Genomic DNA, 13024 nt, shown 5'->3' with positions numbered 1-13024 from the left:
TATAACTTTATTTTAACAAAAAAACGCCCTAACGGGCGTTTCTTCTAAAAAATGTAAGTGTTTTGCAGTGCCCTCAATTAAGGGTCCCTTCTCTAATTTATTTTTTTGCAGGCTTAACCATATCTTCGTAAAACATGCCAACGTAATTTTTTGTTTCACCTATGTCGTCTTTAATAGCGGTTATGGTTAACCATTCCCGGTAAATCTCATTGTTTTTCCGTTTGTTCCAAATGTGACCTTCCCACACTCCATTTGTTTTTAATTCAGACCACATACTTTTATAAAATTCAATGTCATGTTCACCAGATTGAAGAACGCTAGGTGTTTTCCCAATCACATCTTTTTGTGTATAACCAGTTATTTTTGTAAAGGCCGGATTGACCTTTTGAATGATCCCGTTATTATCGGTTACACAGATTCCATCAACGGCATGGTTAACAATTTTGGTGGATATATCTAGTTTTTCCTGATAAAAAAGCCAAACAACAATGACTAAGCTTGCTAATGAAAATTCTGATAGGGACATAAATCCAATTGCATAATGACCTGTAAAATTAAAGAGAATAGTTAGAATAATCGGCGGAAAGAAACCTCCGAGGCCGCCCATTGCAGCGACAAGCCCATTGACAATACCTGCTTGTTTTGAAAAATATAACGGGACAAGCTTAAAAATGGCCCCGTTACCGATGCCGGCAAAGAACGCAACAAGTAAACAGCCAAAAGAATATATAGGTAAAGATGGGGTAAATGATAAAAGAAATCCAGCAAATGTCAGGCTGAAAAATACTGCCATAAGGATAAGAAATGGATTAATTTTATCTCCGAGCCAGCCTCCGAATGGTCTGAATAATGTTGCTAAAGCAATAAAGCCTGCTGTCCGCAGGCCGGCATCCACCTTATTCAATTCAAAATGATTGACTAAGAATGAAGGCAGATAAATGGTGAAAGCCACAAATGAACCAAATGTAATAAAATAAAACAAGCTTAAGAACCAAAGTTTTGGGTTTTTATATACTTCCTTGACTTGCTCTGATAATGGATGAATGACTTTCTTTTCTTCTCGATCACCTAAGAGAAAATTAATTAAGGCAAAAACTAAAACGACAATAAGGTATAGCTTAATAGTCATTCTCCAGCCAAAATGATTGGCTAAAACAGGAGCTAAAAAGGATGTAACCGCTGTTCCAATATTCCCAGCCCCATAAACCCCATTGATGAAGCCATGTTTAGCTTTTACATAATATTTTGGTAAAGAAGTGACACCGATTGAAAAGATTGCTCCGCCAACTCCAAGCATAAAACCGCCTATTATTAACATGAGTAACGAATTCGCATAACTAATTACAGCAATTGGTATAAGGAGAATGATAAAACTGCTTGAAAACAATTTTCTTGCACCATAACGATTCGTCCAATAACCTATCGGAACCCTAAGAAGGGAGCCTAAAATAACAGGAACGGCAGTTGCCCAGGCAATCTGAGTTGAGGAAAGGTGAATATCTGCCTTGATAAAAGGCATAAGAGATGAAATAAGTACCCAGGTCATAAAGCCTGCAACAAGACTACCCGTTTGAATAAAAAGTTGTTTTGTTCCTTGGTTCATAAAGTAATCCCCCTAATAGTGCACGTTTTTATCAATCAAATTCCAATAATTAATCATTTGGTTTGGGAAAATTTTCTTTGAGTATTATAAAACAATTTTCTATCTTTGACTGTGAGGTTAGACACAATTCTATTAAAATTACAAAATAATTAGGTAAAGGTTTGGAAAAAGTAAAATTGGATATTACGCAGGATAGGGGGAATATTATGCAGCGAAAAAAGAATTTTCTTGATCCACCTAAGATTCTCGTACTGGGTTTTGCCGTCATTATTATAATAGGTGCTTTATTACTGACGTTACCTTCTTCGACTACGGATGGCAGGGGCCTATCGTTTTTAAATGCATTGTTTACAGCTACCTCAGCCACCTGTGTAACCGGGCTTGTTGTGGTCGATACCGGGACAACTTTTACGATTTTTGGGCAATTAGTTATCTTATCTTTAATCCAGGTTGGCGGTCTAGGATTTATGACCTTTGCGACGCTCTTTACCTTGCTGCTTGGAAAAAGAATTTCCTTAAAGGAAAGAATATTACTCCAAGAATCGTTAAATAATTTATCTATGGATGGAATTGTAAGGTTAGCAAGACGTATTTTAATCTTTACTGCCGTCGTTGAATTTATCGGTGCATTACTATTAACGATTCGTTTTTCCTTTGATATGCCTTTAGGAAGAGCTATTTATTTTGGCTTATTTCATTCAATTTCTAATTTTAATAATGCAGGCTTTGATTTAATGGGTGAATTTCATAGTTTAACAAGCTATGTTGATGATCCAACGGTGACATTAACTGTTTGTGCGTTAATCACCTTAGGCGGGATTGGCTTTATCGTAATGAATGAAGTATTTGAATTTAGAAAATCAAAACGATTATCCTTACATACAAAGGTTGTCATCATGACTAGTTTATTTTTACTGGCATTAGGAACGATCGGAATCTTTTTTTTAGAGCTACCTAATGAAAAAACACTAAAACCGTTGTCACTCCATGGAAAAGTTCTTGGTTCGTTATTCCAATCAGTTACCGCCAGAACCGCTGGGGCAAATACCTTGAATATCGGAGATTTAACACAGACGTCTTTACTTCTCATCATTTTTTTAATGTTTATCGGTGCTTCGCCAGGGTCAACGGGAGGCGGTATTAAAACGACCACCTTTACCACCTTAATTGGCGCTGTTTGGTCACAAATTCGCGGAAAAGAGGATGTGATCTTTTATCGCCAGCGAATTGTTTATGAAACCATCTATAAAGCATTGACGGTTACGGTCAGCGGTTTATTTTTAGTGATGATAACATCCCTTGTTTTAACGATTACAGAGCAAGGAAAAAATTTTTTAATGATTTTATTTGAAGCAACCTCTGCATTTGCAACCGTTGGGCTCTCAATGGGATTGACCCCGGAATTATCTTCGGTTGGAAAGGGAGTCATTATTTTTGCGATGTTTGCAGGCAGGGTAGGGCCTTTGACGATTGCTTTTGCGGTAACGATGCGGAGAAACCCAGATGCATTCAGATATCCAAAGGGCAAAATCATGATAGGGTAAAAACATCAAGGAGGTATATTGACGATATGGCTGATCAATACGCAGTAATTGGTTTAGGAAGGTTTGGGGTAAGTATTGCCAATAAATTATATGAATCCGGCCAGGAAGTACTTGGTATTGATGTGAATGAAGAAAGGGTGGAGGACTCCCATCCTTATGTGACACATGCAGTCATAGCGGATTCAACTGATTCAGAGGCATTAAAATCAATTGGAATCCTTAACTTTGACAATGTGATTGTGGCCATCGGCAATGATATCCAAGCTAGCATTTTAAGCGTTTTGCTCTTAAAGGAACTGGGGGTTAAAAAGGTAATCGCAAAAGCTTTAAATAAGCTTCATGGTCAGGTGCTTAAAAAGGTTGGTGCAGACTGGGTCGTATTTCCTGAACGTGATATGGGAATTAGAGTGGCTCATCAGCTTTTATCACCTAACGTGTTGAATTTTATCGAAATCTCAAAGGATTATAGTGTTGAAGAGGTGAAAATCCCTGATAGGATGGTGGAAAAAACTTTAAGAGAGATAGACCTAAGGGCAGAATATAATATTAGTGTAATTGCCATTCGCCATGATAACGAAATTAATATATCACCTTCACCAGATGAAAAAATCGGTTATGGAGATGTCTTAGTTGTCATTGGTGAAAATCGTGACCTTGAGCGTTTTGCTAATCTTCAATAAAAAGGCCCCCCAATTAATTGGGGGGCTGTTTTGGTCTATCATTTTTACATTCACAATAAAAAATGATGGATGGTTGAAGGCATGTTACTATAGAAATAACAATAGTAAATGGGAGCGATGTTCGATGAATTTTCAAGATATTAAATCTTTTGACGAGCGGTTAGCGTTTATGAAAAATCTATCAAAAAAATTTCTTAAAAGGGCCCATCAAATAGATATTGAAGGGAGCTTTCCGTTTGAAAATATTCAGGATTTAAAAACCTCAGGCTATACCTCTTTAACAGTCCCGAAAAAATACGGAGGAGAGGAAATTTCCTTATATGAGTTAATTCGCTTACAGGAGATGATTGCCGAGGGCGATGGTGCAACCGCTCTATCGATAGGCTGGCATATGGGAATCCTTCTTAATCTAGGTGAAAAAGAACCATGGGATGAAGGCGTTTTTAAAGTGCTGTGTGAAAAGGTGAAACATGGCGCTTTAATTAATAGTGCTCAATCAGAACCGATGACTGGAAGTCCAACACGCGGGGGCAGGCCAGTGACTTACGCACAAAAAAGCGGGAACAATTGGTTGATTCATGGTAGGAAAACCTTTACGACAATGTCTCCTGTACTTGACTATTTTATTGTCAATGCAGCATTAAAAGATTCAAATGAAATTGGCAACTTCCTCATTCCTCGGTCTACAGATGGGGTCGAGATAGAAGAAACGTGGGACAGTATCGCTTTAAGAGGCACAGGGAGTCATGATTTAATTCTTAAAAATGTAATAATACCTGATGAGAACTACGTAGAACGAGTTCGCTTCGAAAACAAAAGAGCTAACGGCTGGCTTCTTCATATTCCAGCTTGTTATCTTGGAATTGCAAAAGCCGCTAAAACGTATGCCATACAATTTGCTGAAAACTATGCACCTAATAGTATTCAGGGCACCATAATCGATTTGCCAAACGTTCAGCAAAAAATAGGCGAAATAGAGTTAAAACTTATGCAGTCAGAGTATTTTTTATATAGCGTTGCAAAACAATGGGATATTTCGAATGAACAAGAAAGGGATAAGATGGGGCCAATATTGGGTGCTGTAAAGTTAACGGTTACCAATTCGGCTATTTCTATAGTAGACATTGCAATGAGAATCGTTGGCGCCAAAAGTCTTTCCTTACAAAATCCCCTGCAGCGATATTATCGAGATGTACGAGCGGGTCTGCATAATCCTCCGATGGATGATATGACTATTCAACTCCTTGCAAAACATGGCATTCTTAACTGCAAATAAAAAAAACCAGCCGAATGGCTGGTCAGATTGTCGAGAAAGGGTATTTTTCTCGGCATTTTTTTGTTTGAATCTACATTAGTTAAATAATAAAAACAACGATTCGACTAAAAAGTCCATATTATTTAAAAAACCACTTTTTCGACATCGTTTTTATAATTTAGTATCTCAATGGATATGTTATAAAAAAGGAGTGAAGCATAATGCCCAGAGGGAAAGAATTAGAGCAGCTGCCAATGGCAAATATTGCGCCAGGCGCTGGGAAGGATGCAGGTAAATATAAACGAGAAGTGCTTGGAAGTATTGTGCAGCAAGAACAGCCGCAACCAGGCGACATTGATAAGGAAAATGAAGACATGATTTAAGGCAGGTATCAAGCCTGCCTTTTACCTATGGTATTTAAATGAATTATTCTTCGAGCAGTTCACCAATTTCCACTATCGTTCTTTCTTCTAGTGGCCCCCGTAAATGGACCGTTGCTGTTTTTCCATCTTCATTTAATTGGTCAATCCATACGGAAGCTCCGTTATATTTGACCTCAATATCAGCAGAAGAAGATAATATTTGTTTTACACGATTTACATTCATTTTTTACTCTCCTAAAATTTATTTTTGTAACCGCTTTCTAAAGCTATATATTATAGAAGAAACTCGGTTAAACTTGCTGATTATCGTTCATAAGGCTCAATTTGAACACCATTGATCGTACCTGGTTGTTCAATTTCTTCAAGACTATTCAAATAATTAGTTAGTTCAACTTGCAAGTCCTTTGGTGCACCTGGTTTTAAATGCCAGTTTCCGGGTTCATCAACGAAATATGGACTCTTCGTAAATTCAGGCCTTATTCTCGGCATATTAATTTCTCCTTTTTATAGTAACTATATATTTAGACTAACCAGTAAGCACGGAAGTCATGCAAAATCCCCATCTTTAAAGATAAGTCAAAAATCATATTGCATCCTCTATTTTTCAGGTATAGAATAGATGGAAATGACTTTCACTTAGGAATTTCCATCATTTGGTTGAAATTAAATGGTGAAAAAGATGAAACTAATTATAAGTGAAATCGTCTTATATAATTGAGGATTGAAAATAGTCATGTCCAACATATAACAAACATAAGATTAAAGGGATATTTAATTGACACGGATTTGAACATACCAATGGGGAAATCGGTTTGTCGAATAGCTTAGAAAAAAGACGTAAATTTTAGGGCATATCATACTTAGAATGGCATAATTTATGTTTTTATTTTTTGAGAATCTGTGTTATAGTAATTGAGGTTCGTTTACCGGAGCTTATTTTGGTAAGTGAGAGGAGAATTATAGAGATGAATAAAATTAGACTACCTAAAAAATTCAGCAATAGTCATATTACATTCTTCGCCATTGCCGTCGTATTATTCTGGATCAAAACATATGCGGCATATCAAATTGAATTTAACTTAGGCATTGATAATAACTTGCAGAAATTTTTGTTATTGATTAACCCGCTGAGCTCAGCGCTTTTCTTTTTTGGAATTGCACTGCTTTTTAAGAAGCGTACAAAGCTTGTCATGATTATTACCAACTTCATTTTATCTTTCTTATTGTACGCAAATATTGCCTATTATCGCTTTTTTAATGATTTTATAACCGTGCCAGTTTTAATGCAGACTAAGACAAATGCAGGACAGCTTGGGGACAGTGCCCTTTCATTAATGTCACCCTTCGATATCTTTTATTTTTCGGATATGTTTATCTTAATTGTTTTAGCATTAACGGTATTTAAGAAAGTAACGGTAACGAACAGAAAATCCTTTAAAATTGTATTGCTTTTTTCAATCACTACGTTTTTATTTAATCTTGGTCTAGCTGAAAAGGATCGTCCGCAGCTCTTAAGCCGTTCCTTTGACCGAAATTATTTAGTTAAGTATCTAGGTGCTTATAACTTTACGATTTACGATGTGATTCAAAATATTAAATCATCAAGTCAAAGAGCATTAGCTGATTCAAGTGATATTACTGATGTGGAGAACTATCGTAAAGCGAATTATGCAGCTCCAAACCCTGAATATTTTGGTAAAGCAAAAGGAATGAACGTCATTTATATTTCAATGGAATCATTTCAAAGCTTTATGATTAATTATAAAATGCCTAATGGCCAGGAAGTAACACCTTTTCTTAACTCTCTAACACATGACAAAAACACGTTTTATTTTGAAAACTTTTATCATCAAACAGGGCAAGGAAAAACCTCTGATGCCGAATTCTTGATGGAAAACTCATTATATCCAATGGCCCAAGGTGCCGTTTTTGTTAATAAAGCACAAAACACTTATCAAGCAGCTCCTTCTATCTTAAAGGGTTATGGGTATAATTCAGCAGTATTTCACGGGAATTATAAAACGTTCTGGAATCGAAATGTAATGTATAAAGCTTTAGGTTATGATCAGTTTTTTGATGCTGAATACTATAGCATGAGTGATGAAAATACCAAGAACTATGGTATGAAGGATAAACCTTTCTTTAAAGAATCAATGCCATTACTAACAAGCTTGAAACAGCCATTCTATACAAAGTTTATTTCTTTATCGAACCATTTCCCATTTGAAATGGATCCTCAAGATACTGATTTTCCTGCAGGCGATACCGGGGATACAGTTGTTAACCAGTATTTCCAATCAGCACATTATATGGACCAAGCGTTTGAGCAGTTCTTTAACGATTTAAAAGCTTCTGGTTTATATGATAATACTGTAATTGTTATGTACGGTGACCACTACGGAATTTCAGAAAACCATAATGATGCAATGGCAAAGGTTCTTGGCGTTAATGAAATTACGCCAACAATTAATGCTAATTTACAGCGAGTTCCATTATTTATTCATGTTCCAGGTGTAAAAGGCGGTATTCAGAAACAGTATGGTGGTGAAGTGGACGTTCGTCCTACACTACTGCATTTATTAGGAATCGATACTAAGGATTACATGGAGTTTGGATCAGATTTATTATCAAAGGATCACCGCAATTGGGCTCTATTCAGAAATGGTGACTTTGTCTCACCTGAAGTTATTCAGATTAAAGATAAATGCTATTCCACTGCAACTGGTGAAGTGATGGATAAAGCCGGTGCTTGTAAGGATATTAGTGATAAGGTAAATACTGAACTTCAAATGTCCGATGAGGTTGTTTATAAAGACCTATTACGATTCTATAAGCCTCAGGGTTATACACCTATTAATCCGAACGATTACGAATATTTAGGACCAAAAGGAAATAAAGGAACCAAAGCGACTGAAAATAATTAAAAGTGAGAGAAGAAATTTTCTTCTCTCTTTTTTCTGTTTGATAGGTAATCGGGTAGGGGGTCACTGATGAATAAAAAAATTTTTGAACCAATGTTTATTTTCATTTTGATGATATCATTCATTCTTTCAGGATGTACAAGTGGTGAAGTTGCAGAAAAGGTCAAATCGGAAAAAAATTCAACAACACCTGTTTTTCAGAACGAAAAAGAAACTTCTTCATCTGAAGCGGTTAATAAAAAGAATTTACTATCTCTGGATGCGGGCTACCGTAAATCAAAACGGTAGGATATTTAATTTTATAAAAGAGCAGTGGGCCATTGGTAGAAAAGCTCACTGCCTTTTTTATTTTTTTATGATATTAAAATAGCTAAGATTTAGTGATTGTCATATAATATATGAAATATATGCAGCAGAAGGGGGAGAGCAAATGCGAGACGTTAAATTAATAAATATCTTTGAACATCATATTGCACAAAAATATTTAAATCGCTCGGGACTAGCCCATGCGATTGCAGTGGCGTATCATGCTTTTCACTTAGGGAGAGAGCAAAAGTTAGATGTGGATATTGCGTCAAAAGCAGGACTTCTTCATGATATGGGGCATTATACATGGTATAAAAACGGAAAATGGGATTATGAATTGTACAAGCAGAATGATATTCACGCTATAAAAGGAGCAGAACGTGCTCATAAGCTGTTAATTCGTCTTGGTGAAAATCCAATAAAGGCAAAGACAATTGCCCTGGCCATTTTATTTCATACGGATTCATTTTTGCCTTCAAACGATATCGTACGGACGCCATTGCAGCAAATCGTGAAATGGGCTGATGAAAAGGATGAAGAAGAAGGCGGTATGCATCATTACCGAACTATTGATTATGAGAGAGCAAAACAAAGTATCATCCGCCTTGATCAATGGATAGATTCGGAAATCTCCGGAAAATAAAGGTAAACAGCTGTGTAATCATCTACACAGCTGTTTTTATTTTACAGTAAAATGTTGAGATAATTACCAAAATGGTGTAAAATTTCACTAAAGTGGTAAATGTGATTACATTAAGTAATAAAGATATTAACCCATGATTGTTCGTTGAGGGGGATAAAGATGGAGCCTAATAGCAGGGAAGAGAGAAGAAAATTCTTCAGACAGGAGCTATTCACCTTAAGGGAGAAAGGATACTTAACAAAGAATATCGTCGAAATCGTCGCGAAAGCACATAATCAGTTTCATTTGGATTTAATCGAGGAAGAAGCAATCCAATTTCCGCCTGAAAAGAAAATATCGATTAATAAAAAAACGGTTCCGCCTAATCCTCAAAAAGTAAAAAAGATACTATCTCCTGAAGAAATTCGTGAAAGGAATATTACCTGGTCCTTAAATATTGGGGTTATTTTCCTGTTAATTGGGGGCTTATTTGTAGCGACAAGTAACTGGGAATCAATGACCAGCGTGATGAAAAGCGGTTCTATTGCTATTGTTTCGTTATTATTTTACGGAATTGCCTTGCTCTCATCTAAAGTGTTGAAAATTGACAAAACAGCCTTTGCCTTTACAGTGTTAGGCAGTTTGTTTTTACCGATTTTTATTTTGTCACTTGGATGGTTTGGTCTTTTAGGGACTTATTTATCGATTAACGGTGAAGGAAAATATGTCCTTGGTATGCTTGGGAGTTTTCTTCCGCTTATCGTCTATACAACATTTGCTAGTAAGTTGAAATCTAGATTATTTGTATGGTTTTCTTATGTTACAGTCACTGCCGGAGCAGCATTTTTAGCAGCTTCATTGAAGCTGAGCGTCGATTTCTTTTATCTCGGAATGATGCTTTTTAATGCCATCTTTATCTTCATATATCACAAATTCAAAGGTAAGGAAGCATACAAGTTATTTACAAAAGAATTTGTCCCATATGTACAAGTCAATCTCGTTCTATGTACCCTTTTTATACTGTTTTTATATGATAATGAAGTGTTATACAGCTTCAATCTTCTTCTAACAGCCATCATTTATTTATCTATGATGTTTGTCAGCGGTAGAAAAGAATATCATTTTATATTTAGTATCATGATTGTATACGGTGCCTACCAGTTGATAGAGCATAGTTTCCTTGATCATTTTGGATCGGTGGTCTATGCAATGGTTGGCTTTGGTGTCGTATTTGTGCCAAAGGCACTTGGCGGGAAATTCGCCCTTGATAAAGCCTTTCAATATACAAGTGCCATTATCTCGGGATTCGCCTTTATCTACATTAGCCTTGAAGGAATTTTACTGCGTGCGGGCAATCCATCAATTGTGTTAATGTTGGCATATTTAGTAATGGCTGGTAATTTTCTCTATTTATCCCATAACGGTAATTTTCCATTATTCCCTTTTTTAAGTGCTGTTTTTACGGCATCAAGTCTCTATGAAGCTATCGCAATGTTCGCTAAACCATTTCATATGAGTATTTCTTTATCTGTTTTTATAACAGGTTTTATTCTGTTTCTCGTTTTTGGAATAGTTCTTTCAAATAAATTTATAAAGATCATCCAAAACAGTTCAAAGGATGTTGGAATGGGGCTTATGGCCTTGTCCATTTTGGCAGCCCTTGTTTTCTTTAAGTGGTGGGAGCTGGGAGTTATGCTTCTGCTTGTAACAGTCATTTCCTTTATACTTATTAAAAAGGAAAAAAGGCGCCACTATAAAGATGCTGCCTTTTGGATTTTGCCCGCTTCATTTGGTCTTGCCGCTCCGGCATTTGGGGAAGAAATCAATTCAATCTCTCCGATTTACTATGCTGAATACGGCTATGCTGTAAACTTTGCAGCTGGAGCTTTCCTGGTATTATTGTCAAGCTTTGCTTGGAGAAGAGTTGCTGAAAAAGAGTTAGAGCGAATTTCACTGTATATTTCACAAGGGATTTACACTATTAGTATTGTCTGTGCTATCTTTTGTCCAATTAATGTTCTTTGGGTTCAGCCGTTTGTTTTATTAATTGGAATTGCTATGTATTACTTTTTGTATAAAAAAATTGGAACAAAATGGGTTCCCTATCTTATTTGCTCTGCTACCTTTCTAACCTACTTCTCAATTGTAAATGCCGTTTCACAAAAGATTCACTTCAATCAATCAGCTAATTCCTTAATCGCTACAACAAGTGTAGTTATTCTGCTTATTATTGCTTTTATTAGTCGTAAATCGGATAAAGATTTATCCAATGCTTATGCTTGGTCAGGACACGTCATATATCCTTTCGCACTTGCCTTTACCTGGTTTGCCTATAATTTTGAATCCATTTATAGTTTTATCCCGGCAGTATTTGTATACGGGCTAAGTACAAGATATGCTGTTAAAGAATGGAAGATTAAGGCATTTCTATATGGTAGTTTTACAACACTTTTCGTTACGGTATCCTTGGCATTGGATGAAACCCTCGTCCGATATTTTGGAAATTACGAATTCCCGATCACCAGCTGCCTCATCTTATTTTTTTCACTGGCAGTTAATAAGAAGATGCAACGAAGAACAGCCTATTATTTCGTGCCATTTTCGATCATGGGTATAGGTTTCATGATCATGAATTATCCATTTACCTGGGTTCCATATGTAATTACATGCCTATATGCATTTGCAACCGTTTTTTATTTGCATAAAATTAAATGGAATCTCATTGAGCTCATTCCATTATTCTTGGCCTTTCTAGCCACTGCAGAAATCTCATATGTTAGTGACATGAATGGACTAGAAAAAATGCTTTTATCTGGCGGGATGGGTATTGTATTGTCTATTCTCGGCCAATTCAATTACAAAATGTTGCTGGAAAGCGGAAAAAAACTGAAGGAGAATAAGGTTGATGGTTTTACCGTTATTTCCATTTTATTTTTTGGGTTAATGTACTTTTTTGAAACTCATGCTTTATGGACTCATGCCATTCCTGGAATACTCATCGCTGTTACCATATGGATGCAAAGAAAAAGAGTACCGGGAAATCTTTCCGTATTTATGTCAATCCTTGGTGGCGCCTACTTATTGGAACCGTACTATTCGCTTATTCAGGAACTGAATATCCCAGCATTTTGGGAGCGGGAAGCAGAAGTTCTTCCATTTATTTTGCTGGTGATTTTCATCCGTTTCCTTTTAAAAGGCAGATACTCGGAAATTACTAAAACAATTCAATGGGGTGTCTTAATTATTGTTGCACTCCTTTTAATTCAGGATGGGTTAGCCAGCCATACGATTTATGATGCGATAATTTTAGGTTCCCTCTCGTTATTATCGATGATATCAGGGATGTTCTTACAAATTAAGTCTTACTTTTTTACGGGTGCGGGTGTCTTATTATTAAATGTATTCCTGCAAACACGTCCTTACTGGGGAAATATGCCGTGGTGGTTTTACCTTTTAATTGCTGGAATAGTCTTAATTTCTATTGCAAGTTTTAATGAATGGCATAAACAAAAAGTATTAAAAGGGGAAAAAACGTTTATCTCGAGCTTAAAGGAGAGGGTAATAGATAGAATAAAACAATGGGACTAATAATCTAAATAGTCTTGTGGCAATTTATTAGCGGATAGGTTAAAGGCCTGTCTGCTTTTATTTTGGTGTTTTTGACCAATCAGTCAAAGCAGTACTCATAATTTATCGTTGACCTAACCAAT

The 13024-nt window shown here is 36.2% G+C and carries 11 protein-coding genes; 8 read left to right on the top strand and 3 right to left on the bottom strand.

The genetic code is table 11. The features are described from left to right. Positions 1 to 97: 97 nt before the first annotated feature. A complete protein-coding gene (locus AC59HZ_RS30240; protein ID WP_496549419.1) occupies positions 98 to 1603 on the bottom strand; it encodes a nitrate/nitrite transporter in 1506 nt (501 codons plus the stop codon). A gap of 206 nt (positions 1604 to 1809) precedes the next feature. Between AC59HZ_RS30240 and AC59HZ_RS30235 the strand changes: the two genes are divergently transcribed. From AC59HZ_RS30235 to AC59HZ_RS30220, 4 genes are all read left to right on the top strand, one after another. Continuing rightward, the gene (locus AC59HZ_RS30235) at positions 1810 to 3147 is read left to right on the top strand and encodes a TrkH family potassium uptake protein (protein WP_496549418.1); all 1338 of its coding nucleotides are present in this window, start codon (positions 1810 to 1812) and stop codon (positions 3145 to 3147) included. Positions 3148 to 3173: 26 nt separating this feature from the next. Beyond that, positions 3174 to 3827, top strand: a complete 654-nt coding sequence (locus AC59HZ_RS30230) for a potassium channel family protein (protein WP_496549417.1) — start codon at positions 3174 to 3176, stop codon at positions 3825 to 3827. Between the two features lie 124 nt (positions 3828 to 3951). Then, positions 3952 to 5103, top strand: coding sequence for an acyl-CoA dehydrogenase family protein (locus AC59HZ_RS30225; protein ID WP_496549416.1), 1152 nt, complete (start codon positions 3952 to 3954; stop codon positions 5101 to 5103). Positions 5104 to 5303: 200 nt separating this feature from the next. Further along, on the top strand, positions 5304 to 5465 hold the full coding sequence (locus tag AC59HZ_RS30220) for a hypothetical protein (protein ID WP_430061274.1): 162 nt from the start codon (positions 5304 to 5306) through the stop codon (positions 5463 to 5465). A 43-nt stretch (positions 5466 to 5508) separates the two neighbouring features. Here AC59HZ_RS30220 and AC59HZ_RS30215 read toward each other — a convergent pair whose 3' ends face one another. Further along, positions 5509 to 5688, bottom strand: coding sequence for a small, acid-soluble spore protein, H family (locus AC59HZ_RS30215; protein WP_496549415.1), 180 nt, complete (start codon positions 5686 to 5688; stop codon positions 5509 to 5511). 80 nt (positions 5689 to 5768) lie between these two features. Next, positions 5769 to 5954, bottom strand: a complete 186-nt coding sequence (locus tag AC59HZ_RS30210) for a hypothetical protein (protein WP_496549414.1) — start codon at positions 5952 to 5954, stop codon at positions 5769 to 5771. Positions 5955 to 6430: 476 nt separating this feature from the next. On the opposite strand from AC59HZ_RS30210, the gene ltaS reads away from it, so the two are divergent. The 4 genes from ltaS to AC59HZ_RS30190 all read left to right on the top strand — a co-directional run bounded on the left by ltaS (position 6431) and on the right by AC59HZ_RS30190 (position 12902). Further along, positions 6431 to 8389, top strand: a complete 1959-nt coding sequence (gene ltaS / locus AC59HZ_RS30205) for a lipoteichoic acid synthase (RefSeq protein WP_496549413.1) — start codon at positions 6431 to 6433, stop codon at positions 8387 to 8389. Between the two features lie 66 nt (positions 8390 to 8455). Further along, positions 8456 to 8674, top strand: coding sequence for a hypothetical protein (locus tag AC59HZ_RS30200; RefSeq protein WP_496549412.1), 219 nt, complete (start codon positions 8456 to 8458; stop codon positions 8672 to 8674). A 142-nt stretch (positions 8675 to 8816) separates the two neighbouring features. Further along, positions 8817 to 9335: an HD domain-containing protein gene (locus AC59HZ_RS30195; RefSeq protein ID WP_496549411.1), complete on the top strand. Its 519-nt coding sequence runs from the start codon at positions 8817 to 8819 to the stop codon at positions 9333 to 9335. Positions 9336 to 9494: 159 nt separating this feature from the next. Then, on the top strand, positions 9495 to 12902 hold the full coding sequence (locus AC59HZ_RS30190) for a hypothetical protein (RefSeq protein WP_496549410.1): 3408 nt from the start codon (positions 9495 to 9497) through the stop codon (positions 12900 to 12902). Positions 12903 to 13024 lie beyond the last annotated feature (122 nt).

It is taken from the genome of Neobacillus sp. DZ-9 (assembly GCF_059587065.1).
This window is presented reverse-complemented; position numbering and strand designations above follow the sequence as displayed.

Bases quoted from the DNA above. Each gene is read 5' to 3' on its own strand.
- AC59HZ_RS30240 (WP_496549419.1), bottom strand. From the start codon at position 1,603: ATGAACCAAGGAACAAAACAACTTTTTATTCAAACGGGTAGTCTTGTT.
- AC59HZ_RS30235 (WP_496549418.1), top strand. From the start codon at position 1,810: ATGCAGCGAAAAAAGAATTTTCTTGATCCACCTAAGATTCTCGTACTG.
- AC59HZ_RS30230 (WP_496549417.1), top strand. From the start codon at position 3,174: ATGGCTGATCAATACGCAGTAATTGGTTTAGGAAGGTTTGGGGTAAGT.
- AC59HZ_RS30225 (WP_496549416.1), top strand. From the start codon at position 3,952: ATGAATTTTCAAGATATTAAATCTTTTGACGAGCGGTTAGCGTTTATG.
- AC59HZ_RS30220 (WP_430061274.1), top strand. From the start codon at position 5,304: ATGCCCAGAGGGAAAGAATTAGAGCAGCTGCCAATGGCAAATATTGCG.
- AC59HZ_RS30215 (WP_496549415.1), bottom strand. From the start codon at position 5,688: ATGAATGTAAATCGTGTAAAACAAATATTATCTTCTTCTGCTGATATT.
- AC59HZ_RS30210 (WP_496549414.1), bottom strand. From the start codon at position 5,954: ATGCCGAGAATAAGGCCTGAATTTACGAAGAGTCCATATTTCGTTGAT.
- ltaS (WP_496549413.1), top strand. From the start codon at position 6,431: ATGAATAAAATTAGACTACCTAAAAAATTCAGCAATAGTCATATTACA.
- AC59HZ_RS30200 (WP_496549412.1), top strand. From the start codon at position 8,456: ATGAATAAAAAAATTTTTGAACCAATGTTTATTTTCATTTTGATGATA.
- AC59HZ_RS30195 (WP_496549411.1), top strand. From the start codon at position 8,817: ATGCGAGACGTTAAATTAATAAATATCTTTGAACATCATATTGCACAA.
- AC59HZ_RS30190 (WP_496549410.1), top strand. From the start codon at position 9,495: ATGGAGCCTAATAGCAGGGAAGAGAGAAGAAAATTCTTCAGACAGGAG.